The organism is Bacteroidota bacterium (assembly GCA_016213405.1).
In the GTDB taxonomy this organism is placed as follows: Bacteria; Bacteroidota; Bacteroidia; order Palsa-948; family Palsa-948; genus Palsa-948.
This window is the reverse complement of record JACRAM010000006.1, coordinates 117857-136310: the sequence shown is the minus strand read 5'-3', so window position 1 is coordinate 136310 and position 18454 is coordinate 117857. Positions and strand designations below refer to the sequence as shown.

Genomic DNA, 18454 nt, shown 5'->3' with positions numbered 1-18454 from the left:
TTTGCAAAAGAAGGTTACTACAGTTTATCGGCAAACTACAAACGATTAAAACTTTATGAAACCGCTGTATGCGTCTAAGCATGTACAGTGGTGTGAGAGGTGGCGAAGTTACTTTGTACCTTCGCTTCCTACTTTAATTCGTGATAAATTCTAATTATTTAACAACTGTCATTTTTCCTTTAACAGAAGCATCTCCGCATTTGATAGTATAAAAATATAAACCGGAAGACAAAGAACTTGCATTAACAGAAAGAGATTGTTTGCCAATTGAAAGTTTGCTTTCAGAAGCATAAACTTGCTCTCCTATGCTGTTATAAATTTCAAGCGTAACATTTGCATTTTGCCTCATTGTTATTTCGAAATAGGTCATCCCGTTAGTAGGATTCGGAAAATTTGGAGCAACGCTGAACATAGGTGTGGTTTGCGTGTTGATTGCATTTGGATTACATGATGCAGAACCTGCAAGCACATTCGCTTTATTAATTGCAATAAAATGTATTTCATTTGAACCGTCAGGATCAAGATTTGTTAAAGCAGTGCCCGGTTCAGTATCCCATTGATAAAGAACATACAAATATGAATCAACTCTTTTTGCAAGGCAGGGGAATGATTCTTCTTCTCCAACTGTGCAGGTAATGTTTTGAGCAGAACCCCATGTTACTCCTCCGTCTTGTGAAGCCACAATCCATACATCACGGAAATTTTGACCATCTGCTGTAGAATCAGCATCTGTTGGCAGAGAGAAAAGAATGAATACATTGTTTCCATCAACAGAAATGCTGGGCTTATTCAGAAGGGCATTATTTCCATATCTTGCAGCTGGTTGGGGTTGATAAGTCATTGTTGCTGCGCCAACATTATATATGCCGTCTCCATTTCCTCCATTTGCAGCGCCATCAATGTCAGCCAGCAATATGGGAACATTTACTTGGGTTTTTGCAACATCATTCCAATAAACCAATCCAACATCGCCAGGGAAAATGCTATAATTACCATCGCCTATTACTGCGTCATTAAGCACTCTCTCTGTAGCATAAGCAATGTGTACAGTTCCGGTAGGGCCAACCACAACAGACAAACTGCCGTCATTGCTATTAGCGGTGTCCGTAGGTCCTCCAACAGAATCAATAGAAGGAGCATAAGGGAACGAATCAACCAATGTCCTCGTCCAGTTGTCGCCATTATCGGTTGATTTCCATAAGGTGACGTCTTCGCCTAATCCTCCATGAGCAATTGCAACGGTGTTCCATTCAGCATCAATGGAGTAACTTTCAGCATCGCCACCCAATGTGCGTACGCTGTCATAGCCGGGAAGCATGACAGATTGATAATCCCATGATTGCCCGGCATCGCTTGAGCGGGAATAAATCATAGGGGCAATTATGCCTTTCATAACACAAGCATCAGTAGGAAAATAATTTGCAACGAGATGAATAGAATTTCCATCCCATCCGCCAGTTGCAATTCTTCCCCAAAGAGCTTGATTGGATGCTCCAGTAGTATATCCTTGTACGTCAGATGCAGTCAAAGTGGCTCCTGCACTTGCCCATGTCCATGTTGCAGAACCTTTGGTTGTATTGGTTCCCATTTGGAAATCGTAAGGAGCGCCTTTATGACCCATGATAACTTCGCTTCCATTGGCTAAATAACCAATTTGGCTGAAACCAGTTCTAATAGTTTCTAAGCGAGTTGTTACGGGAGGAAGAAGAAGCGCGCTGCCTGTCCAGTAATTCCATCCTGAGCCACGATTAGTATAGGGTGTGCCTGCATCAGCAATTGTCCAGTCAAAAGAGATAGTGCCGTCACCAAAAGCAATAATTCTTCTGGAAGTAGAACTATTTGATTGAAGATCATAAAAAGTAAAGCCTACAATGGTAGGAGTCATAACACCGGGGTTTTTCCTGTGTACTGCAGGTGCGCCCATGGGTTTTAAAACAGTTTCATTTATTGGGAGAAATTTAGTGGTAAGTACTGCCTTGTTGTTAGGCGAGGACTTTAGAACTGTTCTTCCGTTCTGAGCATTTACAATTAATGCTCCTGTCAATAATACTGCACTGACAAGTAGTAATTTTTTCATGATTGTTTTTGTTTTTGGTTAGACATGTTTTTGAATTAAGTCCGCGAATGTAAAACCTTTTTTCATACCACCAAAAAGAATATTAGTGATAGATATTCACAGGTTTTAAAGAGAGGAATATGCTCCTTCCCTGAAGACAACCGCAGTATGCAAACGTAGCTCAAATACTCAAAGTCCCTTTGGCGTACGACAAATTTCCGTTTTGTGATTTTTAGTGCCTTTGTGTCTTAGTAGCAAGTGGTTTTTTGCCACAAAAACACTAAAACACGAAAGCCCACGAAAGATTTATTTTTATAAAGCGGATTTTTGTCGTACACCGAAGTCCCTTTAGGGATTTAGGGCATTACATTTTTCCTATACCTTTATTCCCTATGCCATTATTCCTTTTCTATTTTCTTTCCTTTCTTGAAGGCGCCTCCGTAATGGCGGCTGAGTTGCTTGGGGCAAAAATGCTTGCTCCGTATTTTGGTTCTTCCTTATATGTATGGGCATCGGTGCTGGGCATTACGCTGGGAGGTTTGGCAATGGGTTATTTTGCAGGCGGAGTTTTTTCGCAGAAGAAAAACAATGAAAAAAATCTGTATGCTGTTCTTCTTGCCTCCGCAATCTTTTTAATACTGATGCCGCTCACAGCAAAAGAAATAATGCTTCACACGGCAGGGTTTTCTTTGCTCGCATCCATTTTGATTTCATCTTTTATCTTTTTGTTTCCTCCGGTATTTTTTATGGGAATGGTTTCGCCAATGATTGTGCAATGCATAGCCCACCCCGTACCTCCCGAAGGGAGGGAAAAGGATACCCAAGATTCCCCCCTTCGGGGGGCGGGGGGGCTTGCAGGAACCGTGTACGCCATTTCCACGCTTGGAGGAATCATTTCCACTTTTCTTTTAGGATTTTATCTCATTCCAAATTTCGGCTTGACAAAACCCGCTATTGTGATGGGAATTATTCTTGGCATCATTCCTTTTGTTAAGCTTATCACAGCGAAAAATTTTTTCTCGCTCATTTTTCTTTTTGCAGTATTTTTTTCTTTTCGTGCTTCTCCCTCTCCTTCGGAGAGGGATGGGGTGAGGCTTTTATATTCCAGCGAAGGATTGTTGGGGCAGATTATCGTGGCGGATTATCCTCTTGCCTCAACCCCGTCCCTTCTCCTTCAGGAGAAGGGAGTGAGGGATGAGGTGGGCTATCAGCGCATCCTTTTCGTTAATCGCAGCACACAAACAATTGTTACTTATAAGAAAGGAGAGAAAAGTTTTTTTGAATATGTGGATTTGATTTCGGAAAAGACAAAGAATTCAGTCCGAAGGACTCCTTGCGGAGAAGGCGGAATTCAGAAGACAGAAGAAAAAAAAGCATTGGTTCTTGGATTGGGCGGAGGCAGTATTGCAAACAAGCTTTCTGAAAACGGATTTCAAGTGGATGCTGTTGAATTGGATGAACGCATGGCTGACTGCGCAAAAAAGTTTTTTGATTTGAATAAGAACGTAAAAGTAAACATTGATGACGCAAGGCACTATGTAAGATGGATGATGGATAATGGGCAATGGTTAATGGAACAACATCAGCCATCAACCATCAACCATCAACCATTGTATTCTGTGGTTGTTCTTGACGCTTTCATAGGAGAAGTAAATCCACATCATCTTTTCACAACGGAATTTTTCTCCGAGATAAAATCCTTGCTTTCCGACAGCGGAACATTTTTCATCAACGGAAACGGTTTCTGGAATGGCGAAGAAGGGAAGGGGATGCGCTCGGTTTGCAAAACATTAATCAATTCCGGTTTTGATGTGGAGCTTATTCCGACCAGCGAACAGGAAGATTACAGGAATTTGCTTTTTGTGGCAAAGCCCATCTCAAACCTTTCCCAAAGGGAAGGGAGTTTGCATTTGCAAGTCCCCTCCTTGGGAGGGGATTTAGGGGAGGCTGTAATTCTCACCGATGAAAAACCACAACTCGAAATTCTGAATGCCGAAGCAAACAGGCAATGGCGCGAAGCGTGTATGAAATATTTTCTCAGCGGATATTATTCCGGGCAGGATAAATTACTGTTTAAGTAAGAAGCCCTAACCCTAAAGGGAAAAAAGTCCCAAGCATCAAGCCCCAAGAAAACAGCCATTGCATTTTCTTCGGCTGTTCCTTGGAATTTGGAATAGGGAATAGATTTCTTTCATAATTCATTTTATGCCACAAAAACACAAAGACACAAAATTTCACAAAAGAATTTTTAGTGTTTCTTTCGTGTTTTAGTGATTTAGTGGCAGATATTTTTTTCTTATTTGAATTATGAAAGATGTCTAATATACCTTTTGACTTTACTTGCGCCTTGCTCTGGGATGAAACTTCTCAATCGTATCGCGCAGGTATTTCCTGTCAAGATGCGTATAGATTTCGGTGGTTGTGATGCTTTCGTGCCCCAGCATTTCCTGCACCGCGCGAAGGTCAGCGCCATTTTCTACCAGATGCGTTGCAAATGAATGCCTGAATGTGTGCGGACTCACGTGCTTCTTCATCCCTACCTTCTCCGCCACATTCTGAACGATAATGAAAACCATGGCAGGGGTGAGCCCTCTTCCGCGGTTATTCAGGAAAAGAAAATCTTCAAACCCTTTCTTCGCATCCGTGTGAATGCGTATCTGATCTTTATAGATGCCGATACACTTCATCGCCACACTTCCAATCGGAATCAAACGCTGCTTGTCTCCCTTGCCTATCACGCGCACAAATCCGGTATCAAAAAACAAATCGGATAGTTGAAGATTCACCAGCTCGCTCACGCGCAAACCGCAGCTATACATGGTTTCAAGCATGGTTCTGTCGCGCTGCCCTTTGGGTGTTGACATATCAATTGCCGAAAGAAGATGATCAATGTCGTCCACATTCAGCACATCGGGGAGTTTTCTTCCCAGCCGGGGAGTTTCTAAAAGTTCGGTGGGGTTTTTTGTAACAAGATTTTCGAGAAGCAGGTATTTGTAAAACGCCCGTATGCCCGAAATCACCCTCGACTGTGTGGTGGCGCTTCTCTCCAACTCATTCAGCCATTTCACAAACTCGGTCATGTGCCTGTGTTCAATTTTGTCGGGCGGCAAATCATATTTCTTGTCGGCAAGAAACTGAACAAAGCGCTCCACATCTTCGGTATAGGCGACAATGGAATTTTTAGCCAGCGATTTCTCCAGCTTGAGAAACGACTGAAACCCTTTTATAGAAATTTGCCATTGCATGTTTTACATATATGAATCATTACGAATATACGAATGAAGTATATTCGCATTTGACATGAACCCGCCACTCATCAACAATTTTCTTAACAAAACCCGATGGCAGCTGATTTTTCTGGCTGGCGTGATCTCGGTTTTGTATTTCCGTTCGCTTCCCTATGAGTTTATCGGGCTGGATGAACAATCGTTATTAATTAATAAAAAAGAATTCAACCAAAAACTATCAAACATTCCCAAGGCATTTTCACAGCATGTTTTTCAAACGGAAGATTATGTGGAAACGCCCGGCTCAATAAAATTTTACCGCCCGCTCCTTACCGTTTCATTCATCCTGGATGCGCAGTTTGCGAAAGAGGGATTTAAAGTTTTTCATTTCACCAATATCCTTTTTCACTTCATGGCAGTTGCCGGGCTGTTGTTCCTGCTTCTGCAATTGAAAATTCCTCCGCCTCTGTCCTTTGTTTTTTCTTTATTGTTTGCCGTTCATCCGTTGCTCACTCAGGCGGTTGGCTGGATTCCGGGAAGAAATGATTCCATTGCCTGCGGATTTGTCCTCTGGAGTTTTTATTTTTTGCTGAAGACGACCTCTCTTAAATCCTCTCCCGAGGAAAGGATTTCAAATACACTGTTCCATATTTTATTTTTTACTGCTGCGCTCTTCACCAAAGAAAATACGGTGATGTTTTCTTTGCTTTGTGTTTTCTGGATTTTATTTCCGGGCAGAAAAAACCTTTCCGTGAGAAATAAAACAGCTCATTTTGTATCTTATATTCTTATTATCTCTCTGTGGTATTTTGCAAGAAAAACTGCCATCGGTGAAAACATCTCCCTTCCCGACTTGTCGGGAGAGGGTTGGGGCGGAGCATTGTATTACTCCTTCCTGAAAAACTTCCCGCTGGTGCTGCAATATTTCCAGAAGACAATCCTTCCTGTGAACCTTGCCGTAATGGCATCGGTTCAGGATACAAACTACGGATGGGTGATGCTTTCGCTGGCATTGTTCGGTGCAGGAATTTACTTCACAAAAAAAATTCCATGGACAGAAATTCTTTTCGGGCTGCTGTGGTTTTTTCTTTTCCTACTCCCTACTCTGCTCTTCAGTTATTTTGAAGGCATGGAGCATCGCTCCTATCTGCCCGTCATCGGATTGCTTCTTGCCTTTGTTCATCTTGAACCTGTTCAGAATCTTATCAGGAATAAAAACCTACTGATTGGAATCTTTGGAACCGTCATTTTAATCTTCTCTGTCATCACGTTTACGCGGCTTCCTGTTTTTTCAAGCGAGCTGAACTACTGGAAAAATGCCTATGAAACTTCTGCACATTCTTCCGTGGTGTGCAGAGATTACGGAGTCATTCTCACTAAACTTGGCGACTACCCCAATGCGGAGAAAGCCTATCTAGAAGGAATAAAAAGAAATCCGAAAGAAACATTGCTTCACTATAATTTAGGCGTGATGTATTTCCGCATGCAGCGGTTTGAAGAAGCCAAAGCCCAGCTTGCCAAGGAACTTGAAATCAATTCAACCAACTTTATGGTGTATCACGTGCTGGGTGTTATTTACAAACAGGAAAACAGGATGGAAGAAGCCGGCATGATGTGGGAACAGGCAGTTTCAATCAATCCGAACTTTGTTGAATCGTACAAAGAACTTCTCTCCTATTACTCGCAAAAAAAAGATACCATCAACTTTATCCGTTGCAAAAACGCGCTGGAGAAAAACGGATACAACATAATAGATAAGAGAAATGAGAAGTAAACCCCGTAGGACATTGGCTGTTGTCCAACGGGGTAAACTATTTTGTATTTTCGGAAAATGAAATTACTTATCATCAACGGTCCTAACCTGAATTTGCTTGGAGTAAGAGAGCCATCGGTTTACGGCAATCAGTCCTTTGCTGATTATCTGGTGGCACTCAGAGAAAAATTCTCTTCCGTTCAGATAGATTATTTTCAGAGCAATGTGGAAGGAGAAATCATAAACAAACTGCACGAAGCTGGATTTTCTCTTGACGGCATTATCCTGAACGCTAGCGGATACACGCACACATCGGTTGCCATTGCCGATGCAATTGCATCCATCAAAACTCCTGTGATTGAAGTTCATATCTCCAACATTTACGCGCGCGAGGAATTCCGCCATCACTCTCTCATTGCAGGGAAATGCAAGGGAAGCATTTCAGGCTTTGGTTTGAATTCATATAGACTCGCTGTGGAGAGTTTTTTCAGAAGTAATTAAAGTCTATAAGCAACGAAATCATCCGTTTCCAGAATTTTTTCAAAGGGAGCTTTCTCCATAAAGCCTGGAAATTTATGCTTGTCAATAATAACCGCTTTGCATCCCTTTGATTTAATTTCATCTAGAAATTTTTCATCACAAAGCTTTTCATTTTCTACAGACCATCCATTTCGGTGAGCGAAGTAGATCAATTGCGGATTCTCGCCTCCGTTAATTGCAATTAATTCATTTTTATAAGAAATACTATTTGCAAAACTTTCTAATTGCATTTTATACAATTGGTCTTCCTTTAACCTGAAATCGTTATTTTGATTAGCTAAAGCTTCCAATGAAATGATCAGGAGTAATGTCACCTGGTATTTTTTATTTATCCGGGCGATTTTATCCAGTGCGTATCCTGCCACAACCGCCATGACAGGAACAAAAGGAATGATATAATAGGAATGTGTGCAAAATGTATCTCCGCTTTTAAAAATGAAACCGATAAAAAAAAGAAAATTAATTCCCAACATTGTCAAAGCTATTTTTTTTCTTTCTCTTATCAATGCAACAATTCCGAAAATAAAAACAGCAAAACATACATAACTTTCTAACCCGCTGAAATAAAACTTCTCCATAGCACCGCCTAAATTTGACGCTACTTGCGTGACACCTTCTGTGATACCCTTTCCGGAATTATACCAGTTGCCATAAGTTTCTGAAAGATGAGGGTTCCAATAAAAATACCAGGCACATGTAATGGATAAAACAACAGCTGTTACAGCAAGAACTAAAAATAATTTCGTAGTGCGAATACCCTTAGTTAGCAGAGGAAAAGCCAGATTGCAAAGAAGAAAAGCAGAAGGTATCTTGCTTAAAGTTCCAACCAGCAATAATAAACCATAGATGCAAAAATCAATTTTAGAATTAGTTTGAAAAAAGCGCAGTCCGTAATAAAATGAAGTAATAACAATAGCCATTGAAAAAGTATCGGGCATTGTTTTTCTTGAATACGCAAACCAAATGGATACCAGCAATGTTATGGTGGCATTGAATGCAATTTGTGGGGAAGAAAAAACTTTTACTAATCGAAAAAAATAGAATGTGCCTATCGAGGATACAATCAGGTTGAGCAGCCTTCCATACCAGTCGTTAAAGCCAAAGACATAAGAAATCATATAAATCATGTAATTCATTATCGGCATTTCCATTCCAATTATTCCGGATTTCTCTCCCGTCTCATCTACTCTTGGATAAAGAATATTATTATCAACTTCCAGAAAATTTTTTGAAACCATGATGCCTGTCACCTGCCTCCAGTTGTGACCGATTTCAAGTGGCGGGTCCGTGATGCCGTAAAGTCGGATAAGAAAGAAAAATACTATCCAGAATCGTATGTCGGAAAAATATTTTAGAATAAAATTTTTCAATTATCCGAAATATGTTTTATCTAAATCAGAAAATTTCTTTATCCTCCTGATAAAATATTCAACCACAATGCTTTTCCTGTAAACCGCAGATGAGGTATAACTTTTAATTCTTTTCTTCATGGCTTTGCGTTTTTTCAATGTTCTTCCAAGCGATCCGAAAAAATTCCAGTGAGCACGGATCACAGCGATGCAATGTGTTATTTGCCCCGAGAAAAGAAATTTCAAACCAGCTAATGCATCCATTTTCAAACGAAGCAAAATTTTTATCCGAAAATATTCAGGCGCATGATTTTTGCTCAGAAGAATAAGATTATTCCTGAAATTAAAAAATGTTTTTGTTGCAGAAATTTTCGAAAGGGTTCCACCGCCAACGTGATAAACAACAGAATGCGGACAATACATCACCTTGTAGCCCATGTTCTTCATTCGCCAGCATAAGTCAATCTCTTCCATATGCGCAAAAAAATCTTCGTCTAACTTCCCTGCTTCAAAAAATATTTTTGATCTGATAAAAAGACAGGCACCACTCGCCCAGAAAATTTCCATTACATCATTATATTGTCCGTTGTCTTTTTCAAAAGAATCAAAAAATCTTCCTCTGCAAAAAGGGTAGCCCCACTTGTCAATGAATCCTCCGCCACCTCCAGCATATTCAAATTCATCCCGGATAGTGTAATTCAAAATCTTGGGCTGGCAGGCGGCAATGGTTGAGTCTGCTTCCATTAAAGAAATTACCGGTTCAATCCAGTTCTGAGTTACCTGCACATCTGAATTAAGAAGTATAAAATAATCCGCTGAAATATTTTTCAGCCCTTCATTGTATCCTTTGGCAAAACCATAATTTATAGAATTACAAATGATATTTACACCAGTAAATTTTGATTTCAAAAATTCTACAGAGCCATCAGTAGAGGCGTTGTCAATCACATATACTTCTGCATGGGAAGGAGAATGTTTTATTACATCAGGAAGAAATTTTTCGAGAAGATGCTTCCCGTTCCAGTTAAGGATGGCAATGGCAATTCGCATATTTGCGAAGTTAAACGTTAATAGTTCACGATTATTGAGGGAACCCAATAACAAAAAACATCAACAATCTTACTTAGGATTTTTGAATTCATCATTCGAATTACCACCGTAGTGTTCGGGGGCATTGAGATGCTCAAAATCATTAGACTGAACAGTGCGTTTGTGTAACTTCATTTGCCATTGCGAGTCATGGATCTCACTCAGGGCATCAGAATGCAATAACTGAAATTTATTTGTCACAAGGTCCTGGTTGTAGAAAATGAATTGTTTATTTGTTTGGTTCGGGTTTAATTTGCTGTTGTCGGTCAACTTATAATAAACCCATATTTCATAGGGATATGCGGTGGGTTCGCTGGGAGCTTCTTCTCTTTTATCAGGCGGTCCGTACTGTAAATAAACCCTGCCTCTGTCAGTGGCATATCCTTTATAATTGAACGATCCGAATTTTGCATTTACGGCTTGCACATTCTGGTAATATTTATTCCATGCTTCTTCCGGTGCCAGCGGGCTGCGCGATAACCAGAAGTTGTAAAAAAACTGCTGCATAAGTTTTGTATCAGCCAGCTTTAATTGATTATCCAAAAAACCTTTTTCTGCTTCAGAAGCAATAGGGCGAAGCGAGCGGATGAAATCGCTGATTGTATCCTTGCCTGATATTCGGGCGGCAAACGTATTTTCGATAGTTATAGCAGACAGATCGGACACATCAAATTTCACGTTTGCGTTCTTTCGCTGAAAAAAAGTTTTACGCTGAGCAATCAGTTCATTGCTTTTGTTCCGGATATCTATTACAAAATTATAATTGCCGCTGGCTAAATTCTCAATATTAAATTTAGAAAGAATAATACTTACAACATTTGTTGTTTCTCGTTTCGACACGGTGTATTTTGCCAGATGTGATTTATTTTCATACGTTTCTATATAATAGCTGATAAGAAACTTTTCATTCTCTCCTAAAACAGATTTTAAATTATACACTTCTGCATAGAAAGAAAACTCGTTTATGTTTTCAGGATAAAAATCGGAAGTATAGGGTATGAGGTCATATCCGTTTTTTGAAAGTATGCTGCTTGTTGCCGCTTTTGAAAAAGAAGAAAGCAGTTCTATGGATGAAACAGTAACCTTATCAACAGGAAAAACAATTTCAACTTCTCCCTTCATGGAAAAAGTTTTTCCGTTACTGTTTTTATCTGTAATCATAAGTTCAATGTCATACGTTCCCGTATCAAGAGGGAATCGCTGCTGGTCAATAAAACTGGGGCGGTTAAGCGTATCACTCAGTTCAGGGCTCAGCAGGTTATATTTTTTAGACGCTTTTATTTGTCCGTTCTTTGAAAAAAGAATTCCTACTTCCACCTGCCCCTGATATTTGCCCTTCGCATTCTTCTTAAATAAAACAGAATTGCCAAGAACACAAAGATACGTTTCCACGAAAGGTTTATTATCGGGCGTATTAAATGTGCAATTGGAAAAGTACGCAGTGATTTGCGCGTTTGCGTTTCCAATACTTGCAGACAAAAACAGAAGGATGAATATTTTTTTCATGATTGCCGGTTTCTGTTGCTAATGTATCAAATATAATGCTACTGATTTCACTATATAAGTTGAAAAAAGTAACTGGTTGATATTTGTTAGTAAGTGGCTGGTTTGTGAATGAAGTAAAGAAAAATTCTATTTTTGTCCGCCTAAAGACGGACTCCTCCGATAGCTATCGGAATTCATCTGAGGCAACCATTGGAGGGATGGCAGGCACAACAATGGACGGGAAAAATCAACGAAAGGAAGAAGACCATTTATTTTACATTATCACGAAGAATATTTAATAAAAGAAGAAGCAGTAAAACGAGAATTCTTTTTTAAAACAATCAATGGTTATATTTACCTGAAAGAAAAAGGAATAATTTAGTACGACCTTTGGAGGGATGGCAGAGCGGTTGATTGCACCTGTCTTGAAAACAGGCCTGGGTAATACCAGCGGGGGTTCGAATCCCTCTCCCTCCGCTGAAAGGGACTTCCCCCATAAAAAGGGGGGAGTCCCTTTTTTAATGCCCACGCAACTCTTTGAAACATTGGCTATTGTGGCGAACACGGAATTAATTTTATTTGTTAGAACTCCCTCCGTTGTCTTTTCATAGGTAATCCCTTCAGGAAACACCAATTTCTGAAATAACTCCTTCACTTTTATCGGCACAAGTCCCCAAATATTAGGGAGTTGCGTTGCCATTGCAATCGCTTTTCTCAGGGCAGATAATTTGTTAGAACCCCCATTTCCGCAATTACCCAATTCACGCATTATAGCTTCCCTTTCTACCCTATACCGCTCCCTGAATCTATCGAATGCCTCCTTATTCATTTCGCCTGTAACGTAATGCTTCTCTTCGATGGTATCGATTTTCTTGGTCACTTCGGTAAGGCGGGCTTTCAGGGTTTGCTCACGCTCCTGATTGCCTTTGATGGAAGTTTCATGGGCGTAATGAAGGGTAAATAGAAGGGGGTTTACAGCATCCTGCCAAAGGGAATACTCCGCCAGTTTCCATCCGAAGCGTTCATGGAGGATATCAGCCCTTGTGTTGCTTCCGCAACCGTTCTTTCGGCATTTGTAATAATAAAGCCCCCTGTTCCTCACAAGGTATCCTGTGAAGGGTGTTCCGCAACGCTGGCATCGGGTGAAAACCTTCAGGGGTACGTTGTCATTTTCCAGTTTGTGCGGAACTCCATACCGGGTTGAACCAGAAACGATGTCATTCACTTTCAGGAAAAGCTCTTTGCTTACCATTGCTTCGTGTTTCCCATTCACTATTTTTCCGTGAAGCATTCCATGAGAAATTATTCCGCAGTAAAAAGGGTTAATGAAAATTTTGTGGAGTTGCTGTTTATACATTTTTACGCCCATCGCATTCAGCTTGTCGACAATTTCCTCGTTCTTCAATCCCTGAACCTTCCATTCAAATGCCAGTTTGATTTTCTTTCCTTCTTCATTCACCACAATTTTTCTATTCCCATTTATTTTGATGATGTCGTATCCTTGCGGAGGTTTCACCACCCAATCCCCTCGTTTGAATTTTTCCGTCATTCCTGCAATTACTCTTTGCCTTCTCAGTTGGTTGTCGAATTGAGAAAATATGAATTGAATATCCTGAGTAAAAGCACCGCTTGGAATACTTGTATCCGTTGGCTGGGTTACCGAAAAAACTTCCACTCCGTGTTTCTCACGAAGTTCCTGCGCGAGTTTTATTGCTCCTCCACCTGTGCGACTGAATCGGTCAAGGGCATAAACAAGTATCTGACTTACTTTGCCCTTATTCTTTTTAATGAAATCCAGCATTCGCTGAAATTCCTTTCGCCCATCGGTCTTTGCGCTTTCATAAGTTCCGCCAAAGTAAGCAAGAACATTTTTTCCATTTCGTTTAGAGAATTCATCAATCGTTCTTCGCTGGGTATCCAGCGAAAGATTATTGTCCGCCTGTTCCTTTGTTGAAACGCGGGTGTAAACCACCACGTTGGTGGTAGCATTTTTGCTCATGGTGGTTCGGCTTTCTTTTCCGAACCGTGAGGCAAGTAAAACATCTGAGTTGCTCATGCTGCTATTTTTAGTTGGTTAATATTTGCTTCTTCCTTTTCCGTTTGCGCTTTTACTGCTTCAAGTAAAATGATGCAGAAGGTTTCTAATGAAAAAATAATTTCCTGTGCTTCCTCATCGGATAGGTTTTCCATTCCCTTAAAGGTTCGGAGTGTTTCAACTGTGAGCGGTTTCTTTTCAGGATTTATCCGCATCAATTCTTCATCGCTGATAATGATTTCCGTGCAACCAACTTTTCCTGTTGTCATTTTGTAAATGGTTTTTATGGTTATCCTTATTTTCATTGAGGTTGCTGTTTCGCGACCATGTTCGGGAATCCTTTTGAGTGTACCTCCTGAATTCAGGGGATATTATCAGCTCAAAAGATTCTCTGAAATGATTTGGACATCTCAAATGATTTTCGCATACCTATAAGGGCTGTTATACCCCCTTGTAGATTCGCAAACGAACCGAATGTAATTGCAGGGGAAATAAGCGTGTCTCCGAAGGGAAAGCATATTACTTTAGGATAAAAATATTTACCACAACAGAAGATAATAACATTCTAAAGCCCGAAAGGATACTTCTGAAAAAAGTAGAATCTATTAGGTGACTTTTATGGGACGATCTCGGGTATATATCGGGGAAACCACAAACCGATTGCATTAATCGCGGAGGATTAGGGAGAATCGCGGAGAACCGAGGGGAGATTGCGGGAGCATTGTGTGGTAAATAAGATATAACGAAAAACTATACCATTCGATTTATATATCCGATATTTTGATAGCAAGATTTATTATCGATACTGATTTTCGTGGTGCTTCCAAAGTCAATCGGCATTTTAAAAGCGTTTCGTAAAGGAATTTCAAGTATTTGACAAAGTATTGAACGGATAACCCCTGCGTGTGTAATTATCACTATCGCTTCGCTCTCATTATTGGAGGAAAGGATCATTTCATTAAAAAATTCCTTCACTCGTTCATTTAAATCAATAAAGCATTCGCCACGAGGTGCTTTTTCATTTACAAAATCTGCCATCCACTTATTTAATTGCTCCTGATTTATTTCATCCCATTTTTTCATCTCCCAATCTCCAAAATTCATTTCTTTAAGGCGGTCATCGAAATGCATTTTTTGAATAGATTCATTATACATTCTAAAATGATTGGCAAGTTGTTTACATCTCTCTAATGGGCTTGAATACAAAACAGCTTTTGGAATTTTTAAGTTATTGACTATCTTATCGTGAGTAGCAAGAAATGGTCTTTGCAGTGGGATATTGCTTTGTCCACAGCAATAATCTTTACCGAGTATAGTTTCTGTATGCCGAATCAGATATACTTCCATAGGACTATAAAACTTAAATAAAATACTACTTCACAGATTTGCTGTGTGGCTCCTCCGCAATCACCCGTGTGTCCTCCTATCCATTTTTTATAGTAATGCCCTAAGTACCATCTTGCAATAAATACAGGGACGAGCAAAGCAAAAACATAGTAGTTGAAAAATAGGGCTAAGGAAATTATGCCAAAAACTGCACCTACGCATAATGAAAATGCCGATATACGTCCTGCTGCTGGTTTAGCTTTACTATCTGCATCCTCCCGCACATAATCAAGCGTGTATAATAATGTAGAAGCCGCGAAACGGCTTAGAGAATGTCCTGCAATAAGCACAAGAGGGATGAGTTTGGAATCCATATAATACAGAGAGGCAAATTTTATTGCAAGCATGGAACACAATCCAACTACCCCATACGTTCCTGTCCGGGAATCTTTCATTATTCTCAAAATATCCTGTTTAGTCCATCCACCGCCAAATCCATCGCACATATCGGCAAGCCCATCTTCGTGAAATGCTCCTGTGACAAGAATGGTACTGACCATGCTTAACAGGATAGCAATTGGATGAGGAAAAATAAAAGAGAAACTGTAATATACCAATGCTCCAATGCCTCCGACAATAATTCCTATAAGCGGGAAATATCGCGAACTTTTAGAAAGGTATTCTTCAGAATGGTCAATCCACTTTGGACATGGTATCCGTGTGAAGAACATCAATGCTGTAAAAAATATCCTGATTTCTTTTTTAAGCATTTACTGAAACATCTTCTTTGTTACTTACTCCTGCACTTTCAAAGCTCGCCATTTCATTTAAGAACTTCACAGCCGACTGGATAAAGGGATATGCTACTGCACAACCTGTTCCTTCGCCCAAACGCATATTCAAATTCATCAGAGGCTTTGCCTTTAAATACTCTAACATCAACTTATGCCCTTTTTCCTCGCTCTGATGACAAAAAATTGCATAATCAAGAACATTACTATCAATATTATTCGCTGCAAGGAAAGAAGAAGTGGCAATAAAACCGTCAACCATTATTATCATTTTCAACTCGGCTGCTTTCAGCATTGCTCCTGCCATTTGTGCGATCTCGAAACCACCGAACGCTGCAAGTTTTTTCATCGGTGTATTACAATCTTCATGAGTGGCAACTGCTTTCTGAATAACATCGGCTTTATGACTAATACTGTCATTGTCTATGCCTGTTCCCTTACCGACACATTCCTGTAAATTAATTTTTGTAAAAACGTGCATCAAAGCAGAAGCAGAAGTGGTATTTCCGATTCCCATATCGCCAAATCCTATTATGTTACAACCTGTTTTGTGGATTTCCTCCACAATCTGCCCGCCCTTTTCAATACACCTCTGAGCGTATTTGATACTCATGGCAGGTTCTTTAGTGAAGTTTTTTGTCCCTTCATCTATTTTGGAAATGATTAAATCCGGATGCGGTTCAAACTTGTGCTTTACACCTGCATCCACTACTTTTATTTTTATTCCATGTTGTTTGCAGAAAATATTTATTGCTGCTCCACCGCTTAGAAAATTAAACACCATCTGATAAGTCACTTCCTGGGGATATGCGCTAACGCCTTCTTCGACCACACCGTGGTCACCCGCAAAAACAATGATATGCGGATTCACAAGTGCAGGAGTAAGCGTATTTTGAATAAGCCCGATTTGTAAAGCGACTTCTTCCAATCTGCCTAATGATCCAAGCGGTTTGGTTTTAAAATTAATTTTGTGTTTCAGTTGCTCCTGAAGGTTATGACTGATTGGTTCAATTTTGAATGGTAACATGGGTCTAAGTATTATTTTTCCAATTTATAAAACAATAATCTTTATGTGTGTTTACGGTGTACTGCGGTATTGAAATCCTATTAGTGAATAAAGGGCAATTGACAACCAGCGTATGAAATTCTCCGTTCTCACCACAGGGGTCAATGCTTATTGATTCCAGTTCATCAACAAGTTCACTTGTAAGCATCCTTCCTAAGTATTTTTCTCCCATCACAACATTGCAGGATACAATCATACATTCAATTCCGTCATCAAGCATTTCAAACACAAGTTCTTTCCTGTTTCTTTTCCATAATGGCAAAATGGCTTTTATGCTGGCTGCATAGCAAACTTTTTCCTCCCAATCCCGATGAGCTTGCAAATCAATATCGCCAAATACAGAAGCATCAAGTTTATACTCCAGCTTTAATTTGTTCAACGTATCAATAAAAATATTTTCATAATCATTCCATGAAGCCGGAACAGCCATAAGAGGCAATTGCATTTGTTCCGCTTGCTCCAGAAGAATTTCCAATGGCAATCCATGAGAGCGGGAAACTTTTCCGTTTTTGTTCATCATATTCAACAATACACTCGGTATATACCCCTGCTGAATTACCTGCATAAGCGCAAAACAACTGTCTTTACCGCCACTCCAACTGCAAACCGTATTCATTTCAGAGGTTTTATTTTAACTGGTATTCCTGAAATCATTAAAAAAACTTCCTCCGCATTTTGGGCGATGTACTGATTCATCCAGCCCTGCAATTCGACAAACTTCCTTCCGATTTCTGTTTCAGCGTGAACACCCATACCGATTTCGTTCGTGATAAAAATAAAAATTCCTTTCAGGAGTTTTATTTTTTCAAACTCCGCCTTTGCCTGAACTAATGATTCCTCTACATTGTATTTGGTGTCCGCATAGAAATTAGTCAGCCATAATGTAACGCAATCTATCACTACAACTTTATCTGCCAGTTCGGGTTTGCTGATGTATTTTTCTTCCTCAATGCTTGTCCATCTGTTGTCTCTTTCGCTTTGGTGGCGTTCAATTCTCTTTTTAAAATCTCCGTCCCATTTCCTTGCGGTTGCCACATACACAGGATTTTCAGATAATGACAATGCTGATTTCTGAGCATAACTGCTTTTGCCTGAACGCTCCCCGCCTGTTATAAGAATTATCATCCCCTAAGAATTATTTAACAGCTAAAACAGGATATTTTCTTTGCGCCAGTTCAAACGCACCGAACATTATAGTACTATAACATATTGTGCCGAGAAAAAAACTTTTCATGTAGGGCAAAGCAAGCGTATAGCATTTAATCAAACCCTGAATGTCTTTGGTGTATAACTGCCCTGTTGTAATGTCGGTACAAGTGCCGAGCCATACTCCAAAATCGGTTATTACCCAATGCGCTATTGAAACGACAACGGATGCCAACAGCACATTCTTGATGTTTACCTTTTTTATAATCCACGCTCCGGAAAATACCATCAGGACAAACGAGCCATATACCAAATACCACCCATCGTACATAATCCCGAATTGTCCATTGTAATACAAGGTGTTTATAAGCAGGTCGCTGATAAATAGTGAAAGCAATGGAATCAGAATTGCTTTCCATCTGTTTGAAAAATATGCTCCGCCAAAAAGAGCAACTGCCCCGATGGGGGTGAAATTAATCAGCGTGCTGTATTTCAGTTCTGTTATAAAACGCATTGCGACTGCTACGACTATTAAAAGGAGCAGAATAATAAAGCGGGGATTGATTTTTGTTTTCATAGTTATTGATTTAG

16 protein-coding genes, 1 tRNA gene and 1 pseudogene are annotated in these 18454 nt (G+C 39.9%); 5 read left to right on the top strand and 13 right to left on the bottom strand.

All coding sequences use genetic code 11. From position 1 onward, the window contains the following. Nucleotides 1–154: 154 nt before the first annotated feature. Complete coding sequence (locus HY841_01125) at nucleotides 155–2077, bottom strand: T9SS type A sorting domain-containing protein (protein ID MBI4929335.1); 1923 nt, start codon at nucleotides 2075–2077, stop codon at nucleotides 155–157. 371 nt (nucleotides 2078–2448) lie between these two features. On the opposite strand from HY841_01125, the gene HY841_01120 reads away from it, so the two are divergent. After that, complete coding sequence (locus tag HY841_01120) at nucleotides 2449–4137, top strand: fused MFS/spermidine synthase (GenBank protein ID MBI4929334.1); 1689 nt, start codon at nucleotides 2449–2451, stop codon at nucleotides 4135–4137. Nucleotides 4138–4392: 255 nt separating this feature from the next. Here the strand turns inward: HY841_01120 and xerD are convergent, their stop codons facing one another. Beyond that, nucleotides 4393–5301, bottom strand: coding sequence for a site-specific tyrosine recombinase XerD (gene xerD, locus HY841_01115; GenBank protein ID MBI4929333.1), 909 nt, complete (start codon nucleotides 5299–5301; stop codon nucleotides 4393–4395). Nucleotides 5302–5356: 55 nt separating this feature from the next. Here xerD and HY841_01110 point away from each other — a divergent pair, with 55 nt between their 5' ends. Together HY841_01110 and aroQ are read left to right on the top strand one after the other, a co-directional pair. Further along, nucleotides 5357–7057: a tetratricopeptide repeat protein gene (locus tag HY841_01110; protein MBI4929332.1), complete on the top strand. Its 1701-nt coding sequence runs from the start codon at nucleotides 5357–5359 to the stop codon at nucleotides 7055–7057. Nucleotides 7058–7114: 57 nt separating this feature from the next. Further along, nucleotides 7115–7537 (top strand): type II 3-dehydroquinate dehydratase, encoded by a 423-nt coding sequence (gene aroQ, locus HY841_01105; GenBank protein ID MBI4929331.1) that lies wholly within the window; start codon nucleotides 7115–7117, stop codon nucleotides 7535–7537. On the opposite strand, the gene HY841_01100 is transcribed toward aroQ, so the two are convergent. From HY841_01100 to HY841_01090, 3 genes are all read right to left on the bottom strand, one after another. Beyond that, a complete protein-coding gene (locus HY841_01100; protein MBI4929330.1) occupies nucleotides 7534–8946 on the bottom strand; it encodes a glycosyltransferase family 39 protein in 1413 nt (470 codons plus the stop codon). The two genes, aroQ and HY841_01100, sit on opposite strands and share 4 nt — an antisense overlap. Beyond that, entirely contained in the window at nucleotides 8947–9975 is a 1029-nt protein-coding gene (locus HY841_01095) for a glycosyltransferase family 2 protein (GenBank protein MBI4929329.1), read from the bottom strand. A 69-nt stretch (nucleotides 9976–10044) separates the two neighbouring features. Beyond that, nucleotides 10045–11520 carry a GWxTD domain-containing protein gene (locus tag HY841_01090; GenBank protein ID MBI4929328.1) on the bottom strand — a complete coding sequence of 492 codons (1476 nt, stop codon included), beginning with the start codon at nucleotides 11518–11520 and terminating at the stop codon, nucleotides 10045–10047. 104 nt (nucleotides 11521–11624) lie between these two features. On the opposite strand from HY841_01090, the gene HY841_01085 reads away from it, so the two are divergent. After that, nucleotides 11625–11798: a hypothetical protein gene (locus tag HY841_01085; GenBank protein ID MBI4929327.1), complete on the top strand. Its 174-nt coding sequence runs from the start codon at nucleotides 11625–11627 to the stop codon at nucleotides 11796–11798. 93 nt (nucleotides 11799–11891) lie between these two features. Then, nucleotides 11892–11976: transfer RNA gene (locus HY841_01080), tRNA-Ser, on the top strand. A gap of 1042 nt (nucleotides 11977–13018) precedes the next feature. Here the strand turns inward: HY841_01080 and HY841_01075 are convergent. The 8 genes and pseudogenes from HY841_01075 to HY841_01040 form a co-directional block, all read right to left on the bottom strand. Continuing rightward, nucleotides 13019–13555: pseudogene (locus tag HY841_01075) on the bottom strand (recombinase family protein). Further along, the gene (locus HY841_01070; GenBank protein ID MBI4929326.1) at nucleotides 13552–13839 is read right to left on the bottom strand and encodes a hypothetical protein; all 288 of its coding nucleotides are present in this window, start codon (nucleotides 13837–13839) and stop codon (nucleotides 13552–13554) included. The pseudogene HY841_01075 and the gene HY841_01070 overlap by 4 nt, the downstream one beginning before the upstream one ends. Before the next feature lie 445 nt (nucleotides 13840–14284). Next, complete coding sequence (gene cobC / locus HY841_01065; protein MBI4929325.1) at nucleotides 14285–14881, bottom strand: alpha-ribazole phosphatase; 597 nt, start codon at nucleotides 14879–14881, stop codon at nucleotides 14285–14287. Further along, nucleotides 14866–15630: an adenosylcobinamide-GDP ribazoletransferase gene (locus tag HY841_01060; GenBank protein ID MBI4929324.1), complete on the bottom strand. Its 765-nt coding sequence runs from the start codon at nucleotides 15628–15630 to the stop codon at nucleotides 14866–14868. Before HY841_01060 ends, cobC begins: the two co-directional genes overlap by 16 nt. Continuing rightward, nucleotides 15623–16678, bottom strand: coding sequence for a nicotinate-nucleotide--dimethylbenzimidazole phosphoribosyltransferase (cobT, locus tag HY841_01055; protein ID MBI4929323.1), 1056 nt, complete (start codon nucleotides 16676–16678; stop codon nucleotides 15623–15625). Before cobT ends, HY841_01060 begins: the two co-directional genes overlap by 8 nt. A gap of 4 nt (nucleotides 16679–16682) precedes the next feature. Further along, nucleotides 16683–17333, bottom strand: coding sequence for a diphthine--ammonia ligase (locus tag HY841_01050; GenBank protein ID MBI4929322.1), 651 nt, complete (start codon nucleotides 17331–17333; stop codon nucleotides 16683–16685). Then, nucleotides 17330–17842: a bifunctional adenosylcobinamide kinase/adenosylcobinamide-phosphate guanylyltransferase gene (locus tag HY841_01045; GenBank protein MBI4929321.1), complete on the bottom strand. Its 513-nt coding sequence runs from the start codon at nucleotides 17840–17842 to the stop codon at nucleotides 17330–17332. Before HY841_01045 ends, HY841_01050 begins: the two co-directional genes overlap by 4 nt. Nucleotides 17843–17852: 10 nt before the next feature. Next, on the bottom strand, nucleotides 17853–18440 hold the full coding sequence (locus tag HY841_01040) for a hypothetical protein (GenBank protein MBI4929320.1): 588 nt from the start codon (nucleotides 18438–18440) through the stop codon (nucleotides 17853–17855). Nucleotides 18441–18454 lie beyond the last annotated feature (14 nt).